The 18,979-nt window shown below is 63.6% G+C and carries 20 protein-coding genes and 1 pseudogene; 10 read left to right on the forward strand and 11 right to left on the reverse strand.

The features are described 5' to 3' along the window. Positions 1–103: 103 nt before the first annotated feature. Positions 104–1,660, forward strand: a complete 1,557-nt coding sequence (locus tag HNP49_RS07330) for an NAD(P)/FAD-dependent oxidoreductase (RefSeq protein WP_184681922.1) — start codon at positions 104–106, stop codon at positions 1,658–1,660. 52 nt (positions 1,661–1,712) lie between these two features. On the opposite strand, the gene HNP49_RS07335 is transcribed toward HNP49_RS07330, so the two are convergent. Next, positions 1,713–2,177, reverse strand: a complete 465-nt coding sequence (locus HNP49_RS07335) for a glycine zipper 2TM domain-containing protein (RefSeq protein ID WP_184681923.1) — start codon at positions 2,175–2,177, stop codon at positions 1,713–1,715. A gap of 154 nt (positions 2,178–2,331) precedes the next feature. Here HNP49_RS07335 and HNP49_RS07340 point away from each other — a divergent pair, with 154 nt between their 5' ends. Next, positions 2,332–2,565, forward strand: a complete 234-nt coding sequence (locus HNP49_RS07340; protein WP_184681924.1) for a hypothetical protein — start codon at positions 2,332–2,334, stop codon at positions 2,563–2,565. On the opposite strand, the gene HNP49_RS07345 is transcribed toward HNP49_RS07340, so the two are convergent. From HNP49_RS07345 to HNP49_RS07355, 3 genes and pseudogenes are all read right to left on the reverse strand, one after another. After that, entirely contained in the window at positions 2,553–3,689 is a 1,137-nt protein-coding gene (locus HNP49_RS07345; RefSeq protein ID WP_184681925.1) for a glycerate kinase, read from the reverse strand. The two genes, HNP49_RS07340 and HNP49_RS07345, sit on opposite strands and share 13 nt — an antisense overlap. 3 nt (positions 3,690–3,692) lie before the next feature. Continuing rightward, the gene (gene pdxH / locus HNP49_RS07350) at positions 3,693–4,340 is read right to left on the reverse strand and encodes a pyridoxamine 5'-phosphate oxidase (protein ID WP_184681926.1); all 648 of its coding nucleotides are present in this window, start codon (positions 4,338–4,340) and stop codon (positions 3,693–3,695) included. A 39-nt stretch (positions 4,341–4,379) separates the two neighbouring features. Then, positions 4,380–4,937: pseudogene (locus HNP49_RS07355) on the reverse strand (OmpA family protein); the annotation flags it as partial. A 241-nt stretch (positions 4,938–5,178) separates the two neighbouring features. Here HNP49_RS07355 and HNP49_RS18820 point away from each other — a divergent pair. Both HNP49_RS18820 and HNP49_RS07365 read left to right on the forward strand, forming a co-directional pair. Beyond that, the gene (locus HNP49_RS18820) at positions 5,179–6,507 is read left to right on the forward strand and encodes a bifunctional diguanylate cyclase/phosphodiesterase (protein WP_221445126.1); all 1,329 of its coding nucleotides are present in this window, start codon (positions 5,179–5,181) and stop codon (positions 6,505–6,507) included. Further along, the gene (locus HNP49_RS07365) at positions 6,497–7,369 is read left to right on the forward strand and encodes an HDOD domain-containing protein (protein ID WP_184681928.1); all 873 of its coding nucleotides are present in this window, start codon (positions 6,497–6,499) and stop codon (positions 7,367–7,369) included. The genes HNP49_RS18820 and HNP49_RS07365 overlap by 11 nt, the downstream gene beginning before the upstream one ends. Before the next feature lie 4 nt (positions 7,370–7,373). Here HNP49_RS07365 and HNP49_RS07370 read toward each other — a convergent pair whose 3' ends face one another. Next, on the reverse strand, positions 7,374–8,519 hold the full coding sequence (locus tag HNP49_RS07370; protein ID WP_184681929.1) for a serine hydrolase domain-containing protein: 1,146 nt from the start codon (positions 8,517–8,519) through the stop codon (positions 7,374–7,376). A gap of 96 nt (positions 8,520–8,615) precedes the next feature. Further along, a complete protein-coding gene (locus HNP49_RS07375) occupies positions 8,616–10,823 on the reverse strand; it encodes a beta-agarase (RefSeq protein ID WP_184681931.1) in 2,208 nt (735 codons plus the stop codon). A 128-nt stretch (positions 10,824–10,951) separates the two neighbouring features. Between HNP49_RS07375 and HNP49_RS07380 the strand changes: the two genes are divergently transcribed. After that, positions 10,952–11,776 carry an HDOD domain-containing protein gene (locus HNP49_RS07380; protein ID WP_184681933.1) on the forward strand — a complete coding sequence of 275 codons (825 nt, stop codon included), beginning with the start codon at positions 10,952–10,954 and terminating at the stop codon, positions 11,774–11,776. A gap of 5 nt (positions 11,777–11,781) precedes the next feature. Here HNP49_RS07380 and dinG read toward each other — a convergent pair whose 3' ends face one another. Then, complete coding sequence (gene dinG / locus HNP49_RS07385) at positions 11,782–13,926, reverse strand: ATP-dependent DNA helicase DinG (protein WP_184681935.1); 2,145 nt, start codon at positions 13,924–13,926, stop codon at positions 11,782–11,784. A gap of 90 nt (positions 13,927–14,016) precedes the next feature. On the opposite strand from dinG, the gene HNP49_RS07390 reads away from it, so the two are divergent. Beyond that, positions 14,017–14,481 carry a CopD family protein gene (locus tag HNP49_RS07390; protein ID WP_184681937.1) on the forward strand — a complete coding sequence of 155 codons (465 nt, stop codon included), beginning with the start codon at positions 14,017–14,019 and terminating at the stop codon, positions 14,479–14,481. On the opposite strand, the gene HNP49_RS07395 is transcribed toward HNP49_RS07390, so the two are convergent. The 3 genes from HNP49_RS07395 to HNP49_RS07405 all read right to left on the reverse strand — a co-directional run bounded on the left by HNP49_RS07395 (position 14,482) and on the right by HNP49_RS07405 (position 16,410). Beyond that, positions 14,482–14,757, reverse strand: coding sequence for a DUF1145 domain-containing protein (locus HNP49_RS07395; RefSeq protein ID WP_184681939.1), 276 nt, complete (start codon positions 14,755–14,757; stop codon positions 14,482–14,484). Between the two features lie 104 nt (positions 14,758–14,861). Beyond that, on the reverse strand, positions 14,862–15,593 hold the full coding sequence (locus HNP49_RS07400) for an OmpA family protein (protein WP_184681941.1): 732 nt from the start codon (positions 15,591–15,593) through the stop codon (positions 14,862–14,864). Between the two features lie 127 nt (positions 15,594–15,720). Then, complete coding sequence (locus HNP49_RS07405; RefSeq protein ID WP_184681943.1) at positions 15,721–16,410, reverse strand: OmpA family protein; 690 nt, start codon at positions 16,408–16,410, stop codon at positions 15,721–15,723. A gap of 127 nt (positions 16,411–16,537) precedes the next feature. On the opposite strand from HNP49_RS07405, the gene HNP49_RS07410 reads away from it, so the two are divergent. Together HNP49_RS07410 and HNP49_RS07415 are read left to right on the forward strand one after the other, a co-directional pair. Then, entirely contained in the window at positions 16,538–17,035 is a 498-nt protein-coding gene (locus HNP49_RS07410) for a DUF6231 family protein (RefSeq protein ID WP_184681945.1), read from the forward strand. Position 17,036: 1 nt separating this feature from the next. Further along, on the forward strand, positions 17,037–17,513 hold the full coding sequence (locus HNP49_RS07415) for a YchJ family protein (RefSeq protein WP_184681947.1): 477 nt from the start codon (positions 17,037–17,039) through the stop codon (positions 17,511–17,513). Positions 17,514–17,523: 10 nt separating this feature from the next. Here HNP49_RS07415 and HNP49_RS07420 read toward each other — a convergent pair whose 3' ends face one another. After that, positions 17,524–18,087, reverse strand: a complete 564-nt coding sequence (locus HNP49_RS07420; RefSeq protein WP_184681949.1) for a hypothetical protein — start codon at positions 18,085–18,087, stop codon at positions 17,524–17,526. A 179-nt stretch (positions 18,088–18,266) separates the two neighbouring features. On the opposite strand from HNP49_RS07420, the gene HNP49_RS07425 reads away from it, so the two are divergent. Continuing rightward, entirely contained in the window at positions 18,267–18,764 is a 498-nt protein-coding gene (locus HNP49_RS07425) for an LEA type 2 family protein (RefSeq protein ID WP_184681951.1), read from the forward strand. A gap of 5 nt (positions 18,765–18,769) precedes the next feature. Continuing rightward, entirely contained in the window at positions 18,770–18,967 is a 198-nt protein-coding gene (locus HNP49_RS07430) for an SEC-C metal-binding domain-containing protein (RefSeq protein ID WP_184681953.1), read from the forward strand. Positions 18,968–18,979 lie beyond the last annotated feature (12 nt).

Consider the following 18,979-nt stretch of genomic DNA (forward strand, 5'->3'; position numbering starts at 1 on the left):
TCAATTTATCCTGCCACCCTAGCATATCCCCACAAAACGGCAGCCCATTAAAGTGCGGGTCATCGGCCAACCCGCCGTCCGACAACAAGAAGGAAGACTGCCCATGAATGCTCGCGTCACCCCATCGTTCGACCCGGCCAACGCGCCTTCCCCGCTGCTGGTGGATGTCGCCATCATCGGCGCCGGCTTCGGCGGCCTGTGCATGGCCATCCAGCTACTGAAAGACGGCAACGATCGCTTCGTGGTGCTGGAAAAGGCCGCCGAAGTGGGCGGCACCTGGCGCGACAACAGCTACCCGGGCGCGGCCTGTGATGTGCAATCGCACATGTACTCCTTCTCCTTCGCCGGCAAGGCCGACTGGAGCCAGCGCTATGCGCCCTGGCAGGAAATCCAGCAGTACATCCTCGACACCACCGAGGCCTACGGCCTGCGCCGCTACATTCGCCCCAACTGCATGGTCAGCGGCGCCCGTTTCGACAAGAGCACCGCCCTGTGGACACTGGACACCGCAGCAGGCGATGTGATCCGCGCACGCCATGTGGTGCTCGCCTCCGGGCCGCTGCACGTACCTGCCATCCCCCAGTTCAAGGGTATGGAAACCTTCAAGGGCGCACTGTTCCATTCGGCGCAGTGGGACCACAGCGTCGACCTGAAGGGCAAGAAAGTGATTTCCATCGGCACCGGCGGCAGCGCTATCCAGTACTGCCCGGAGATTGCTCCGGAGGTCGAGCAACTGACCGTGATGCAACGCACGCCGGCCTGGGTCATCCCGCGCGATACGCGCAAATACCCGCAGTGGAAGAAAAAGCTCTTCGCCCGCTTCCCGCTGATCCGCAAGCTGCACCGTGCGCGCCTGTACTGGAGCAACGAATCGCGCGTCTGGCCGATCTTCAATCCGGCGATCGCCAAGGTCCTGCAGAACCTGGCCAAGCTGTTCATCCGTTACCAGGTCAAGGACCCCGAACTGGTGCGCCGACTAACGCCGGACTATGTGCTGGGCTGCAAGCGCATCCTGATTTCCAACAAGTGGTACCCCATGTTCAACCGGACCAACGTGGAGCTGGTCAGCGAAGGCGTGCGCGAGATCCGCGAGCACTCGCTGGTGACCAGCAGCGGCCGCGAGATAGAAGCCGACTGCATCATCCTTGGCACCGGTTTCCAGGTCGATCCACGCCTGTACATGCAGGATTTCCCCTGCAGCGGCCTGCCCGGCCACGAGCTGATGGACGACTGGAAGGACGGTGCCGAGTCCTACCTAGGCATCAGCGTGCATGGCTACCCCAACCTGCACCAGTTGGTCGGCCCCAACACCGCGCTGGGGCATAACTCGATCATCTTCATGATCGAAGCGCAGGTGCACTACATCCTCGAAGCCATGAAGGCTATGGACAACCGTGGCGCCGACTATCTGGATGTAAAACCCGAAGCGCAGGCGCGTTTCAATGCCAAGGTGCAGGCGGCGATGAAGGGGACGGTGTGGAGTTCAGGCTGCGTCAGCTGGTACCAGCAGGGCGACGGCAAGAACTTCACCATCTGGCCCTGGTCGACCTGGCGCTACTGGCTGGCCACACGCCAGGTACCGCTCGCCGACTACAGCTTCCACCGCCGCGAGGCCCAACCGGAACCGCGTCGCCAGCTGAAAGCCGCAGAGCCCGCCTGACAGCGGAAACAAAAACGCCCCGCAATGCGGGGCGTTTTCGCTGGATGTGTGATCAGTGGGCGACGCGGCTGGTGCCGTTGACACTCATGATGCGCACACGCTCGCCAACCCGGAAAATCTCGTTTTCCTGCACTTCCTGCACATAGGCGCGCAACGAACCGTCATCTTCACGCACGGTGATCTCCACGCCCTGAGCACGGGTCAATCCCTCCTCGGTAGCCGCACCGATCAGGCCGCCGGCCACCGCACCGATGATCGCGGCGACATAGCTGCCCTTGCCGCCTCCGATGGCGCTACCACCGATGCCACCCACAGCCGCACCGGCAACACTGCCGATCGGCGTCTTGGTGCCTTCGATTTTCACCGGCCGCAAACTCTCGATGGTGCCCATGCGCACGGTCTGTACCTGGCGCGCTTCGTCGCGGGAATAGGAGTCGCCGGTCAGGCTCGACTGGCAGCCGCCAAGCAGCAGGCCAACACTGGTCATGGTAGCCAGCAGCACAACGGATTTACGCATGATGAGTCCTCGCTTCAAAGATGTAGCCATTAGACCGCGGCAAACGCCGAGTGTCACCGCCGATCTGGGAAAAACCCTGGCAGCGCGCGACAATCAGCCCAGTGTCACCAGCCCCGCATCCTGCAGTAGCCTGCACGCGAGCAGAGGATAGCCCATGGATTACTTCATCATTTTCATCACCACCGCCGCCGGCCTGTACTTTCACTGGTGGCTGTTTATCCGCATTCGCCGCTGGAGCGATCGCGATCTCGCGCTATCGATGGCCGAAGGTGATGCCGGTAAACGCGCCTATATGCTCGAGCAACTGGCCAAGGCTCAGGCCGAGAAGATCAGGCGCAGTGACCTGCCTGAATGGCTACAGCAGGCCGCGGGGAACTATCGGCCCTGAGCCACGCGCCACAGGCGGGCAATGGCGCGCATGCGTGACTCGATCTGCAGCTCGGCACAGGCCATCGCTTCGGCCAGCGATTGTGGCCCCTCGCACAGACTGAACGCGGCGCTCACGCCCTGCTCATAGAGCGCCTCATAACCGGGGCCGAGACTTCCCCCCAAAGCCACCACCGGCACACCCGCGGCCTGAGCCAGGCGTGCCACGCCGAGCGGGGTCTTGCCGTGCAGCGTCTGACCATCCAGGCGCCCCTCGCCGGTCACCAGCAGATCGGCGCCCTGCAGATGCGCCGCCAGCCCCACCTGTTCGGCCACCAGGCTCACGCCCGGGCGCAGCACCGCCGTCAAGACGCAACGCAGGGCAAAGCCGATGCCGCCAGCTGCACCGCTGCCGGCGAGAGCGGCAGCAGGGAGTCCGGCTGCCTCTTCCAGCAAGCGGGCGTAGTGCCCGAGAGCAGAATCGAGCAGCGCCACCTGCGCCGGGCTGGCGCCTTTCTGCGGGCCGAATACCACTGAGGCGCCACGCGGGCCACAGAGCGGATTATCGACATCCACCGCGGCCTCGAAGGTGCAGTCCTTGAGACGCTGATCCAGTCCGGACAGGTCGACATGGTGCAAGCGCGCCAATGCCGCGCCACCACGCTCAAGCTCGGCACCACCCGCATCACGCAGGCTGACGCCGAGCGCCTGCAGCAAGCCGGCACCGCCATCGTTGCAGGCGCTGCCGCCGAGGGTCAGCAGCAGATGGCGGACGCCATGCTTCAGTGCTTCGACGATCAACTGGCCTGTGCCAAAACTGCTGGCACGCAGCGCATCTCGCCGACCGGCCTCCACCAGTGCCAGGCCGCTGGCGGCCGCCACTTCGATAATCGCCGTACCATCCGCAAGCAGCCCCCAGTCGGCCTGCACAGGCTCGCCCAGCGGCCCCTCGACCCGGGCCTGCAGGCGCTGGCCGCAACGGGACGCGAGCAAGGCATCCAGCGTGCCTTCGCCACCGTCGGCCATCGGCACGCAAATGCACTCGGCCTGCCGATCAACCCCCTGCCAGCCACGCGCCATGGCCGCCGCGACTTCGCCGGCGGTCAGGCACTCCTTGAATGAGTCGGGGGCAAAGACCACCCGCATGGATCAGGGAGCCAGCCGCTCACGCTGCCAGTTGCCCTCGACCAGGCGGTAGTTCAGGCGGTCATGCAGGCGACTAGCTCGCCCCTGCCAGAACTCGATACGCTCGGCCAGCAGGCGATAGCCACCCCAGTGTTCAGGGCAGTGCGGCGCGGTGTTGAGAAAACGCTCCTGGGTTTCGGCCAGCAGCCGCTCCAGCTCATCACGGTCAGCGATGATGCGGCTCTGCGGTGAAGCCCAGGCGCCCAGGCGACTGCCCAGCGGGCGAACCTGGAAGTAGGCGTCGGACTCCTCGGCGCTGACGCGCTCGACGCGACCCTCGATGCGCACCTGGCGCTCCAAGCTGGGCCAGAAGAAGGTCATGGCGGCGAACGGACGCGCCGCCAGCTGTTCGCCCTTGGCACTGTCGTAATTGCTGAAGAAGGTAAAGCCACGCTCATCCAGCGCCTTGAGCAGCAGCACCCGGCAATGCGGGCGACCGTCGGCGTCCACCGTGGCCAGGGTCATGGCATTGGGCTCGACCGGCAGTTGCTCGGTCTTCACCGCCTCGCCAAACCAGCGGTGGAACAGACTGAAAGGTTCATCCGGAGCCAGAGCTTCGCTCAGGCCATCCCGGGTGTAGTCGCGCCGCATGTCGGCGAGGTTCTGAGTCATGGCAATGCTCCGCAAGAAAAGTCTGAGCGCAGCTTAGTTGGCCTTGGGTTTGCTGGATTGATCTGCGACAAGAGTCGGTTGTGCCGGCTGACTGTAGAAATTCATCAGCGCCACCAGCGTGTTCTTCGGCGTCAGGATGATCTCTACCCGGCGATTGAGCGCACGCCCAGCCGCGCTGTCGTTGGCTGCACGCGGCATGTTCGAGCCCATGCCCTTGAGCAGCATGCGGTCACGCTGCAGACCACTGAGACGGAAGATCGAGGCCACCGCAGCGGCACGCTGCTCGCTGAGTTTCAGATTCTGCTCGGCAACACCACTGCTGTCGGCATGGCCCAGCACCAGTACGGCGGCATCGGCATCCTGCTCGGCAATCTTGGCCAGCCGGGTCAGCGGGCCGAGTTTGGCCGGCATCAGCATCTGCGGACGATCGGGGTTGAAACCGCCCTGTACCGGCATGCTCACTGCCAGCACATTGCGCCGACGCTCCAAGGTAAAACCGCTGCCCTCGATCGCGGCCTTCAACTTCGGTTCGTAGCGATCCAGCCAGGCCTTGGTATCGCCCGCCAGGGCTTCAACCTCCTGCTTGGGTGTCAGCGGCTTGTTGTCGCTGGCACTGACCCGTTCACTGGGAAAGCCGCTGCAACCGGCGAGCATAGCCAGACTGAACAGACAGATGATTTTCTTCATGGTTATTCCCCCCGATGGAATAGTGCGCCGACCCGAAACTACCGACGGGTTCATGCTGTCGGCCATGATAAGCCCTCTGCGGCGCTCTTGCCTTGCAATCTGTCGGTTCAGGGTCAAGGCTCTGTAGCAAGCCCCGATTGGATGTACCAGCGTGTCCGATCCCTCCGTCATCGATCCGCTCAGCGGCTGCCTCAATCGCCAGGGCTGCCTGCGTATGGGCGCACGCCTGACCGAGCTGGCGCAGAAGAACCGCCAGCCACTGGCCGCGCTGTGGCTGAACCTTGATCGTTTCCGCAAGGTCAACGACTCGCTCGGCCTGGGCGGTGGCGACAGCGTGATCGCCAAGCTGGGCAACCGCCTGAGCCATGGCATCGGCCATCGCGGTCATGTGGCGCGGATGAGCGCCGACGAATTCGCCATCCTCGCGCCCATGCTGCGCCAGGGCGAAGCGCAGATGCTCGCCGCCGAGCTGCTCAGCCTAATCAGCGCCCCGCTGGAAATCGGCGCCATGTGCCTGCACCCGACCGCCTCCATCGGCGTCGCCTGCCTGGAATACGACGAGTCGGCGGAAAGCCTCCTGCAACGCGCCGAACACGCTATGCTCGATGGCAAGCACCAGGGCGGCGCCATGCACGTGCTCTCCGGCGAGGAGAAACAGGCCGGCCGCCTGGGGGTCAAGCTGGCCCGCGAGGAGCTGGAGGTCGAACACAAGCTGCATGCCGCCCTGGAGATCGGCGGCCTGTACCTGCACTACCAGCCCATCGTCACCTTCGACGGACGCATCGAGGCGATCGAGGCACTGATGCGCTGTGAGCTGAACGGCGAGCTGATTCCACCGAGCAAGTTCATTCCGGTGGCGGAAAAGACCGGCCTGGTAGTGCGGCTCGGCGAGTGGTGCCTGCTGCAGGCGGCGCTGCAGGCAAAGCGCCTGCTCGATCTGGGCGTGCCGACCAAGATCGCGGTCAACGTCTCGCGGGCCCAGCTGACCGCGCCCAAGTTCTCCCAGGCGCTGTACACCGCCCTGTTGTGCAGCGAAACGCCGCCGGCCCTGCTCGAACTGGAGATCACCGAGTCGCTGTTCATGGACATCTCCGAGCTGGTGCAGAGCAACCTGCGCAAGGCCATCGAGATGGGCGTCAGCCTGTCGATCGACGACTTCGGCACCGGTTATTCGTGCCTGGCCACGCTCAAGGACATACCCGCCGGCAAACTCAAACTCGACCGCGCCTTCATCGCCCCGCTGCCCGACGACAAGCGTGTGCTGGCCGTGGTACGCGCCATCACCCAGCTTGGCCGCGAGCTGGGCATGACCGTGGTGGCCGAGGGGGTGGAAAACCTCGACCAGTTGCACACCCTGCAGCGTGCCGGGGTAGATGCCATCCAGGGTTATCTGCACGCCCGGCCGATGGGCGCCGAGGAAATCACCGCCTGGCTGCAGCACTTCCAGCAAACCCACCCGGAAAGCCCCCATGACCAGTGAAGTCGTCTCCAGCGAACTGGACGAGCTGTACCGCAAGACCGTGCTGGATATCGGCATTCCGCCGCGCCCGGCCATACTCGATCAGCTCGGCCAGGAGCTGCGAAGCGCGGAGCCTGATTTCCGCCGCATTTCTGATTACGTCAGTCGCGATGTGGGACTGGCTGCCGGTCTGGTGAAGATCGCCAACTCGCCCTATTTCGGTTTTCGCCTGCGCGCCCGCACCGTGCTACAGGCGCTTAACCTGTTGGGGCTGGACGTGGCGAGCAAGGCCCTGGCCGGCATAGCCCTGCGCAGTGAGTTTTCCGGCCGCCCTAGCCTGGAACGTTTCTGGGATGCCTCGGAGAAAATTGCCGAGTACTCCGGCATGCTGGTTGGCCTGCTTGGCCAGCAGCAGGGGGTGCACGCCGATGATGCCTACACCTTCGGTCTGTTCCGCGATTGCGGAGTGCCGGTGCTGATGCGCAAATTCCCGCAATACCGCGAGATTCTTGGCCTGGCCAATGCCGAGCCACTGCGGCGCTTCACCGAAATTGAGGAAGAGCACCTTCCGACCAACCACGCCTTGGTCGGCTGCATGCTGGCGCAGAGCTGGTCGCTACCCGAGGAAATCTGCCAGGCGATCCGCCACCACCACGACTTCATCCTGCTCAGCCACCCCGGCGGCAACCTCCCCGCCGCCAGTGCCCGCCTGGTGGCGCTAAGCCAATTGGCCGAACATTTCCACCAGCGCAAGAGCGGCCGCAGCCAGGGCCACGAATGGGCCAAGCTGGCACCAGCCTGCCTGGCGATCCTGCAACTGCAGCCCGAGCAACTGGATGAACTGCAGCAAGCACTCAGCCACTCACTGCAGCAGCACGCTTAGCGGATTACAGACACTCGCCCAGCAGGCGAGCCAGGCGCTGTGCACGGGGGTCCATCAGCACGTAAGGGCCTAGGCTGTTGGTCACGAAGGCGAACGCCACGCCGCGCTGTGGGTCGGCAAAGCCGATGGAGCCCCCTGCCCCCGGATGGCCGAAGGCCTGCGGACCGAGACCATAGGTAGCGTTGGCCACCTGCGGCTGATCAAGCATGCAGCCAAGGCCGAAGCGGGTCTGGGTCAGCAGGGTGCGGTCCTCGCCACAGGCGTGCTCGCGGGTCAGCTCGGCGAGCAAGGCCGCATCCAGCAGCTGCCCCTGCAGCAACCCCGTGTAGAAACCAGCCAGCGCCCGTGCCGTACCGTGGCCGTTGGCTGCCGGCTGCTGCATGCGTCGCCACTCAGGCTTGTTGGTGCTGGTCATGATCGACGGCGGATTGGTGAAGGCCCGCGTGGTCATCGAGGCTGGTTCGCTCATCATGCAGCGCAGCAGGCGCTGGGCGGCCGCATCGCCGAGATCGCCCTTCTTCCGGCCGATGGCCGCCACCCGAGGAAACTCGTCATCGTGCAGGCCGATATGGAAATCCAGCCCCAGCGGGGTGGCCGTACGCCGCACGATGGCCTCGCCCGGCCCACAGCCCTCGACCCGCCGGATCAGCTCACCGAGCAGCCAGCCATAGGTGATCGGGGCATAGCCATGTCCGCTGCCCGGCTGCCACCAGGGCTGTTCCGCCGCCAACGCCGCGGTCATCGCCCGCCAGTCATACAACGCTTCGGGCGGCAGCATCTCGCGCAGGGCCGGCAAGCCAGCCTGATGGCTGAGCAGCTGACGCAGGGTGATGGCACCCTTGCCGGCCTGGGCGAACTCCGGCCAATCCTGCGCCACCGGCCGATCCAACGCCAGTTTGCCTTCATCGACCAGCTGCAGGGCGGCCACCGCGGTAAAGGTCTTGGTGCAAGAGAACAGGTTGGCCAGGGTATCGCTGTGCCAGACCTGCTCGCCGTCCTTGTCGGCCACACCAGCCCACAGATCGAGCACGGTTTCCCCGTCGATCTGTACGCACAAGGCGGCACCGCGCTCCTGCGGATCATTGAACAACGCGGCGAAGGCCTCCTTCACCGCCTCGAAACGAAGATCGAAATAGCCCTGAATCTGCACAGCCGAACTCCTGTACTGCGGGATGAATGAGTAGCGGGACGCGATTGTTTCAGGCCCACCCAGCGCGGGAAACCCGGCGCAAGGTGGGTGCACGCTTTATTGAGCGGCGGAATGCCCCGGCATAGGTGCTGCGGGCGGTGCCTTCAGCCAGTTCGGCAACTGCAGGTTGGCCTTGCGTACCTGCTCGACAAAGCCCTGCCAGGGACGATCGGTGATGGCTACCAGCCCCAGGTGGCCGTTCTCGCCATCCAGCAGGCGGCCACTGGCGGGCTGGTCGAGGTACTGGAACCAGTGCGCACCAACGATCAGCGGCTGGCGGGCAGCTTTTTCCAGGAACTGGGCATAGGCTGGGCCACGTTCCTCTTCCTTGTACACCTCGACCACCCCTCCCCAGAACGGCCCGCGATCACGCGAGCCGAAGTGGAACTCGCTGATCAGCACCGGCTTGTTCAGCTCCTTGAGCACGGCAAAGTCGTAGCCATGCTCGGGCTCTCGGGTGTACAGGTTGAAGCTCAGCACATCGCAGTACTGCGCGCAGGCGGCCACCGCCTCAGGGGTGCTGACGGCAAAACGCCCACCCAGCAGCAGGTGATTGGGCGCATGCCACTCCAGAGAGTCGGCAATGGTCTTGAAGTAGGTATCGGCATAGGTGCGCAGAAAGCGCTGCAGATCCTTTTCAATGGCCGGGAACTCGGCACTCGGCAAGGGCGCCTGGAAGCCGGGGTCCTCCATCAGTTCCCAGGCCCTCAGCTCGATGCCCCAGGCCTTGGAAAGCCCTTCATGGTTGCGGTACTTGTCGCGCAGCTGCTTGAGGAACACGCGCTTGGCCGGCACGTCGGTAGTCAGACGCAGGGTGGCATAAGCCAGTGCATAGCGTGCCTGCGGCTCGCCGCCAGGCGCAGCCCAGGCCACCTCATTGTCGGCGAAGAAACCCAGCAGCCAGGGGTCTTCCCGATGATCGCGGGCGGTAATCGCCACCGCACGCTCAACCGCCATGGCAAAGCGCGGATCGAACGGATCGGGAACCCCGCCCCACCAGGCATTGCCGCTGTCGATGGTGGCGAAGTCGCCCTGGATCGACAGCGAGATGGTGTAGGGAATGCGGTCCTCGCCACTGAATACGCCTTCGCTCCAGCCTCCCAGGGTATTGAAACCCCAGGCCTGCAGGCGCTGCAGGGCACTGCTGCGCCAGGCAGGCAAGTCGGCCTGGCCGTAGCTGCGTGCACGGTTGGCGGCATAGAAGTCATACCACTGGCCCTGGGCATAGCCACGGCCGCGATTGGCGGCATTGTCACTGCGGCTGTCCGCCTCGCCGTAGAAGGCTGCCAGCGGCTCGCCCGGCTTGGGCAACTGCCGAAACATGCTTTCCCGGCCAGTCACATAGGTCTGACTCTGGTGGGGCGTCACCGCATTGACCCCGAGGGAGAAGAACGGATTGCCTTCCGGCGTCACCAGGTACCACTGCCCCTCGCGCTGCTCGGTGCGGAAGAAACCACTGGCCTCGAACGGCTGACTGGTCTGCCAGCCGCCAAAACGATCCTGCGCGGGGCGCTGCTTGAGCCAGCCCTGCACCTGCTGCTGCTCACGCGCCGCCTCGGTCTTGAGCTGGGCGTCGCTGGCGATCTTGCCCGGCCAGTCACGCCGGGTCGACTGGCCATAAGCGTCGATCAGGTCGGCATACACCGCAGCCAGCGGCGCCTCCGACTGACTGCCAAAACGCCCGAGCAAAAGGCTTTGCGCAGCCTGCGGCTGCTCCAGCGACAACTCCACGCGCTTGATCTGGCGCGCATCCAGCTGGCCGCTGACTTCGGTGGCCACCAGCCAGCTTTGACCGTTATGCCGCCAGGGCATCGGCGGCGCCGCGCGCATGCCCTGAGCAATAGGCGCCGTGGCCAGCAGCGGTACCAGCAGGGTTTGCGCAGGGCCGGCCGGTACGGCAACACGACTGAGGAGCTGCTGGCCATCGAGCGACTCGATGCGCACCAGCAGGGTCAGGTCCCAGTCCATGGCATTTTGCAGACGCAGACTCATGGCGCCCTGCTGCGACCAGTCCCAGCTGCCCTGTGCCGGTGTCAGGCTCAGGGTCGGCTGCGCGGCGGGGTTGAAGGTCACGCGCCGGAGAATCTCCCCCTGACCGTTGGTCTCGGCCTGCAGATCGGGCAGCACGGCATCCTTCAGGGCAACCTGCACGCTATCCAGTGGTCGTACGAAGTTGAACAGCACCGACTCCGCCGCCGAGGCCAAACCGGACGAGCCCAGCAAAACCATGAGCAAGGCAGCCGAGAGCCGGTTGCGGTGTTGCATAACGCCTGTTGTCACAGCCAATCCCTCAAAAAAATCAGTGTATTTTTTGTAGTTTCGCGCAAAAGCCGGAGCAAAACCCTGACCCCTGACTATTGTTTTTACATGGTTCAACCCGTCGGAGCGTTTTCATGGATCTGCACAGTCTTTTCGATCAGCTGCACAGCCTACCCAGCATTCCCAAGGTCGCCCAGGACCTGATCTTGCAATTCGACAACCCCAACACCAGCATCGACAGCGTGGCGCGCAATATATCCCTGGACCCGGTAATCGCCGCCAAGGTCCTGCGCCTGGCCAACTCGGCGCGCTTCCGTGGCGCCCGCGAGGCCGCCAGCGTCGAAGATGCCGCCAACCGCCTGGGCTTCAACACCCTGCGTACCCTGGTTCTGGCCTCGGCGGTCACCGGGGCCTTCAAGACCGACTCCGGCTTCGACCTCAAGGCCTTCTGGCTGCACAGTTTCAAGGTTGCCAGCCTGTGCCGGCTATTGGCCAAAAGCCGGGGCGTAGCCGCGGAAACTGCCTTTACCTGCGGCATGATGCACAACATCGGTGAACTCTTGATTCAGACCGGCGTACCGGAAATTGCCGCCCGCCTCAATCGCAAGAACGCCGGGGATGCCGCCGGCCGCGTGGCTCAGGAGACGTTGCAGCTGGGCTTTGGCTTCCCAGAGGTCGGTGCCGAGCTGGCCAGGCGCTGGCAGTTGCCGGAAGTGATTCAGCAGGCCATCGCCCTGCAGACGCAGCCCCACAAGGCCGGCCCGGATATGCCACTGCCACGCCTGATGGCCCAGGCCGTGATGATTGCCGAGGCGATAGACCAACATAACGGCGACCTGGAAGCGACCAAGAACGAGCTGGACAGTCCGCTTTGCGAAGGTTTGGACATGGAAGAGCTGTTCAGCAAGCTGCCCGAGGTGCTGGAAGCTGACAAGGCCTTTGCCGAATTGCTCAACTAGTCCGCTCAGGCAATCTCGCGACGAAACGGCGGCAGGGCATTGAGGATGGCCTTGCCGTACCGCTGTGTCACCACCCGACGATCGAGCAGGGTGATAATGCCGCGGTCCTCCTCGGTCCGCAGCAGCCGGCCACAGGCCTGCACCAGACGCAACGAGGCATCCGGCACGGCAATTTCCATGAAGGGATTGCCGCCACGGGCCTCGATCCACTCCGACAGAGCCGCCTCCACCGGATCATCCGGCACGGCAAAGGGAATCTTGGCGATAACCACGTGCTCGCAATAGGCCCCCGGCAGGTCGACGCCCTCGGCAAAGCTGGCCAGGCCGAACAGCACGCTCGCCTCACCGTCGTCGACCCTGGACTTGTGCTTGTTCAGGGTTTCCTGCTTGGACAGGTTGCCCTGGATCAGGACACGCTTGCGCCAGTCACGCGGCAGGCCATCAAAGACCTCCTGCATCTGCTTGCGCGAGGCGAACAGCACCAGGCTGCCACGCTCGCCATCGACCAGATTGGGCAGCTCGCGGATGATCGCCGCGGTGTGTGCCGCGGCATCACGCGGATCGGCCTTGAGATCGGGCACGCGCAGCACGCCAGCATCGGCATGCATGAACGGACTCGGCACCACGGCGGTCACCGCCGAACGGGGTAGCCCCGCGCGCATGCGGAAACGCTCGAAGCTGTTCAGCGCGGTCAGGGTGGCCGAGGTCACCAGGGCGCCGTAGGCAACATTCCACAGGTTGCGGCGCAATGTCTCGGCGGCGAGGATCGGGCTGGCATTGACCTCGATATCAAACAGCGCGCCGCTGTCGGCCAGGGTCAGCCAGCGTGCCATCGGCGGGCTGTCCTCAGGGTCCTCGGCGGTAAAGGCCAGCCACAGGTCCCAGTTACCCTGAGCACGCGACAACAGGCTGCCGAACAACGGATACCACTCCTCGGCCTGATGACTGGCGATGCCGACACCGGCCTCGCCATCCATCGCCTGCTTGAGCAATTCGGCCAGGCGTGTGAACAGGTCGGTCAGCTTGGCAAAACCCTTCTTCAGCTCGATGCCCATCTCGCGCAGGTGCTCGGGCACCACACCCGCCGGGAAACGGTGCCGTGGACGCTCGCGCCCTTCCATATCCTCGCCAGCGCGGAAGTCGGCCAACTCCTCGCAGGCTCCGAACATGAACTGCTGCTGACTGCGCAGCTCGCGGGCCAGCTCCGGCACCTGCTCGACCAGACGCCCCAACTCGCCGGGCATGGGATGCTGGGCCAGCAGCTTGCTCAGGTTCTTGTCGATCTGTGCCAGCCAGTCGGCGGTAGCGCGCAGGCGGGTGTAATGGGCGAAATGGCCAATGGCCTTGTCCGGCAGGTGGTGGCCTTCGTCGAACACATAGAGAGTCTCGCGTGGGTCAGGCAACACTGCCCCTCCACCCAGGGCCAGGTCAGCCAGGACCATGTCGTGATTGGTGACGATCACGTCGACCTTGGTCATGCCCTCTCGCGCCTTGTAGAAGGCACACTGCTGGAAATTGGGACAATGGCGATTGGTGCACTGGCTGTGGTCGGTGGTCAGGCGCGCCCAGTCCTCGTCATCAACGGCCTCGGGCCAGGCGTCGCGGTCGCCGTCCCAGCGGTTACCGGCCAAACGCTCGATCATGCTGTTGAACAGTTTCTGACTGCGCTCGTCGACGTCGATGCGAAAGCCTTCATCGGCAAACAGCTGGGCGGTGGCACTCTGTGCCTGGCCTTCCTGCAGCAACGCATCGAGCTTGGACAGGCACAGGTAGCGACCCCGTCCCTTGGCCAGAGCGAAGCTAAAGCTGAGCCCGCTGTTGCGCAGCAGGTCCGGCAGATCCTTGTGAACGATCTGTTCCTGCAGCGCCACGGTGGCGGTGGCAATCACCAGTCGCTTACCGGCGGCCTTGGCTGCCGGAATCGCGGCCAGGCTGTAGGCCACGGTCTTGCCGGTACCGGTACCTGCTTCAACCGCCACAACGGCCGGCTCTCCCTCGCGATGCCCCTCATCGTCACAGCGAATGCCGCCCAACCCCTTGGCCACCTCGGCAATCATCAGGCGCTGGCCATAGCGGGGCTTGTGCCCCTTGGCCTCGAGAAAGCGGGTGTAGGCGCCCTGAATCTGGGCTTTGAGTTCGGCACTGAGCATGGATCGGACAACGCAGGAGCTGGATAAATTCTCAGTACTTTATCAGGCCAGCTATGATAGCGCCCCGTCTTTCCATCGCCGGAGTCCGTGATGACGCCTTTCGCCCTGCTCTACGCCCTGCACGTCCTCGCCGCCCTCATCTGGGTCGGCGGCATGTTCTTCGCCTGGATGATCCTGCGCCCCGCGGCCGTCGAGGTCCTGCAGGCACCCGAGCGTCTGCGCCTGTGGGCCTCGGTATTCCAGCGCTTCTTCCGCTGGGTATGGCTGGCTGTGCTGGTGCTGCCAATCAGCGGTGTGGGCTTGCTGCACCTGCGCTTTGCCGGTCTGGAAACCGCACCGCGCTATGTGCAGATCATGATGGGCCTGTACCTGGCCATGCTCACTCTGTTCCTGCGCGTACAACTGCTGCAACTGCCAGGCCTGCGCCAGGCGATTACTGCCGAGAACTGGCCCGCCGGCGGTGAGGCCCTAGGGAAAATTCGCCGTCTGGTGGGCTTCAACCTGCTGCTCGGCCTGCTGCTGATCGCCATGGCCAGCGCCCGCCCGACGTTCTGATCAGACGGCGCCAAAACCCTCTGCCGCTCGACCTGGAGCAGGCAGCCGCAAGGCGCCGAACGGCAAGACCAGCAGGCGCTGGAGCCAGGAACCTGGATGCTGCTTGAGCAACTGATGATGGATAGCCACAGCCAGCAGATTCAGCACCAGCATGGCAACGCCGCTCAACTGCAGCAGCCCGGCAAATGGCTGACTCACTGGAGCCAACAGGTTGGCCAGCACCAGCCCCCAGAACAGCAGCACAAGGGCGTGGGCCACAACGCGCAACCACAGCATATGTAATCTCCACACGACAGGAGCCGCCACCATAGCTTTGGCCCTTGCCAAACACCAGAAACGACAAGGGACGCCTAGGCGCCCCTGATCGACCACAACAACACTCAACGATCGACGAACAACTCCACCCGACGGTTCTGCGCCCGCCCGGCGTCGGTCGAGTTATCCGCAGCCGGCTGGCTTTCGCCCTGCCCGGCAGCCGAAAGCTTCTCAGCTGGCACGCCATGACTGGACAGATAGCTGACGACACTTTGAGCACGTCGCTCGGAAAGGCCCTGATTGTAGGCATCCGAACCGACGCTATCGGTATGCCCGACTACCCGCACACTGACCAGACTGGCACCGGTCAGGCGATTGGCCACCTGATCCAGCACGGCCTGCGCGTTACTCGTCAGTTCTGCCGAATTGAACTCGAACAGCACATTGCCCAGATCACTGAGCACAATGACTTCGTCCTGAGCGACTTCTGGTTCGGCTACGGGGGCGGGAGCGGGATCATCCTTGTAAGGACAACCGTTGGGGAAAACCGCAGAGCCTGCCGGCGTATCCGGGCAACGGTCTCGGCGATCGTGCACGCCGTCGCTGTCCTGGTCGCCATCCTGCGCATAGCAGATCAGCCCGCCGACCAAGGCACCGGCAGCAGCGCCACCACCGGCCCAGGCTGAGCTTTCTATCGCGCCCAATCCGCCGCCTACGGCACCGCCGATCAAGCTACAAATAGGCCAGTTCTGCTGATTGAGTGCCGCATCCCCCGTGCTGGAGGTTGAAACACAACCAGTGAGAACACTGCTGACCAAGAGAAGGGGTAGTGCAGCCCTTGAGAGTCTTGTTCTCATGGCATGATCTCCTGTGTCTCCGGTTAAGTCCCGGTGACACAAGAGTTAAGACCACACGCTGCAGGTCTACAAGGCAACCTGCAGACGGCCAGACCAGAGGTCAAGGCCGTCGCAGGCTTGAAGCGACTTACGGACGAGCTTCGACTTCGGCTTCAACGCGGCGGTTGATGGCACGGCCTTCTTCAGTGGCGTTATCGGCAACCGGACGGCTCTCGCCATAACCCACCGAATTGAGACGCTCGCCACCTACGCCGTACTGATTGACCAGCACGTCACGCACCGCACCGGCACGCTTCTCGGAGAGGGACTGGTTGTAGGCATCGGTACCAACGGCATCAGTGTGACCTTCAACGGTCGCGGTGGTCTGCGGGTATTGGCTCATGAAATCAGCCAGCGCCTTGATGTCAGCCTGACTTTCTTCCTTGACCACGGCCTTGTCGAAGTCGAACTTGACGTCCAGCTCCACACGCACCGGCTCGGCAGCTTCAGCTACCGGAGCAGGCGCGGCCTCTTCCGGAACCGGGCAGCCATCGGCATCGACCTTGGTGCCTTTCGGAGTCCCCGGGCACTTGTCGAGTTTGTTGACCACGCCGTCACCATCGGCATCGCCGTGGACCCAGCAATAAGCGGCACCGGTGATGGCACCTACGCCCAGACCGGCAGCGGCCCAACTGGAGCTTTCGATAGCGCCCAGTGCGGCACCGCCAACACCTCCGACAGCGGCACAGGTCGGCCAGTCGCTTTCAACCAGGCCGGCGCAACCACTCAACAGGCCGCTAACCAGAATCAGGGGTACTGCAGTCCTTACCATGCTCATTGTCGACTCTCCTCGATGAATCGGTTTATCCCGATTTTGGAATTAAAGACGCTATTTTTAAAATCCGTCAAATCTAGTCAGTACGACAGCGCCACGTTAGGCTGACGAATTGAATCAAGGGACGCCCATGACTATCGCCATTTCCTCTCGTACGCCGCAGCAAGCCCTGGCCGCCCTGCTGGACCGCTATCAGCCACGGAGTCTGCTGGTGCTTGGCGCCAGCGAAATGCCTGCCGTGCAAGCCTTTGTAGAGGCTCACCCGGATTGCCGTATTGATCAGAGTCAAACGGTGCCACTCAGCACCGAACTGGCGGCCAAGCGTTATGACCTGGCGCTGGTGGTCGATTGCCTGGAACACCTGCCCAAGCGCGAAGGCCTGGAGTTGCTTGGCGGCATTCGCAACCTCAACAGCAATAGACTGGCAGTACTGGCCGACCTGGCAGCCTGTCACTGGCAGGAAACCGACTTCTTCGCCCTGGCACTACAGGCCAGCGAGTGTTTCCAGCGCGAACAGCAGACTCTGCATCTGTTTACCTACGACCTGCTCAGCTACAAGCAGGTGCCGGACTGGCTGAACGCCAAGTTCTGGGCCAACCCGGAAAACTTCGGCAAGTACTGGTGGTGAGATGAGCCAGTCGGAATGTCCCTGTGGCTCTGGCCGCAGCTATGCACACTGCTGCGCCCCACTGCACCTGGGGCAGAACGCAGCCAACGCCGCGGCACTGATGCGCTCGCGCTACTGCGCCTACGCACTGGGTGAAATCGACTATTTGGTGAACACCACCCTGCCCGCGCAGCAAGCCGGGCTGGATCGCCAGGCCATCGAGCAGTGGAGCCGCCAGAGCCAGTGGCTGGGGCTGACGGTGGAACAGCATGAAGAGCTGCCCGGTCAGCCCAGGCATGCTCGTGTCACCTTCACCGCCCACTGGCGCGATACACAGGGCGAGCATAGCCACCGAGAAAACTCGGCATTCGTCGAAGTTGCGGGGCGCTGGTACTTTCTCGATCCGACCGTGCCGGGCAAATATGGCCGCAACGATGCCTGTCCCTGCGCCAGCGGGCAGAAATTCAAGAAGTGCTGCAGCGCGTTCCTGCCTGGCTGAGGCCTGACACTCAAAGCACCTTGAGGTGGGAGGTATCCGGTGGTGGCGCAGCCGGTTCGGGCCTCGCCTGGCCCATGTCGCTACCCACGGGTGCCAGGCTGAACTGGCTGAGATCCACCGCCGGTGCTGCAGGATCGACCGGCTGATCCTGCAGGTCGGCACCCACCGGCGCCAGGCCGAAGTCCGGTGCATCCACGCCTGAAAAAGCTGCCATGTACTCATCGCGCGGCGCCACCTGCAGCCGTCCGCTACTGCCACTCACCGAGCCCGGCGCAGAGGCTGGCGACAAGCTGGGCGCTGGCTGCTCAGCAGGAGGGGGGGCCAACTCAATATTTTCGATGGGCAAGTCCATATCCAGCACATCCACTACCGCGCCAGCCCGCTCCAGGGTGATGCGGTACTTCTCGGCAGCAGCCGGGTCCAGATTGTTCTTGATGACCATGCGCCGCCCGGAAAACAGCAGGGCTATGCGCTGAGCATCGGCCTGAAACAGGCGGGCCAGATTGGCCTTGACCTGCTCCAGGTCGGCACCGGGCTGGATCTGCCCGGAAAAGGCAATCTCGTAACGGCTCATGGTCACACTCCTGTCAAAATGACGCGCTAGGCTCGCGCGCCGCTGGCGGGCAAAGGCGCCTGCGGCCAGCACTCCGGCACGCTCTTGGCCCGACAGTATGGCGCAGGTTTTTTTCCGCCCACAACCGATTGCAGCCAAGCGCTTGCTTGTTACACTGGGCCATCTGGTGGAGTAACCGCATGCGGCAACAGGCACAACTGATAACAATAATAAGCCGACTGATCCTGTTGAGCCTGCTAATGGCCGTGAATGGGTGCTCTACCTGGTTCACTGGCGAGTTCACCGCGCCCAAGGTGCATCTGGTCAAGGTCGACATCATCAAGGCCAAGCTGCTTGAGCAGCGCTTCATGCTGCATTTTCGCATCGAAAATCCCAACGATTTCAGCCTGCCCATCCGTGGCCTGAGCTACAACGTCAGCCTCAACAACATCAAACTGGCCGAGGGCCAGACCAGCACCTGGTTCACGGTGCCCGCTCATGGGCGTGAAACCTTCAAGGTGCCGGTCAACACCAACCTGTGGCGTCACGTCAAACGGGTGGTGAAGATGCTTGAGCGGCCGGACCAACCGATCCGCTATCAGCTGTCCGGTGAAGTCGAAACCGGGCTGATGTTTGGCAAGAGCGTGCACGTACAACGCGAAGGCGAGATAATTCCGGGCAACTACATCCCGGAGTGACTCCCATGAACCAGCAACCCCATGTTCACGGCCCAGACTGCAACCATGATCACGACCATCATCATGATCACGGCCACGTGCATGGCCCGCACTGCAACCATGGCCCGGCCGAACCGACTCGCAATCCGCTGAAGGATGTCGGCCGCAATGATCCCTGCCCCTGTGGCAGCGGCAAGAAATTCAAGAAGTGCCACGCTGCCTGAGCCCCCTGGCCC

The sequence above is a fragment of the Pseudomonas fluvialis genome, assembly GCF_014207935.1.
Classification (GTDB): domain Bacteria; phylum Pseudomonadota; class Gammaproteobacteria; order Pseudomonadales; family Pseudomonadaceae; genus Aquipseudomonas; species Aquipseudomonas fluvialis_A.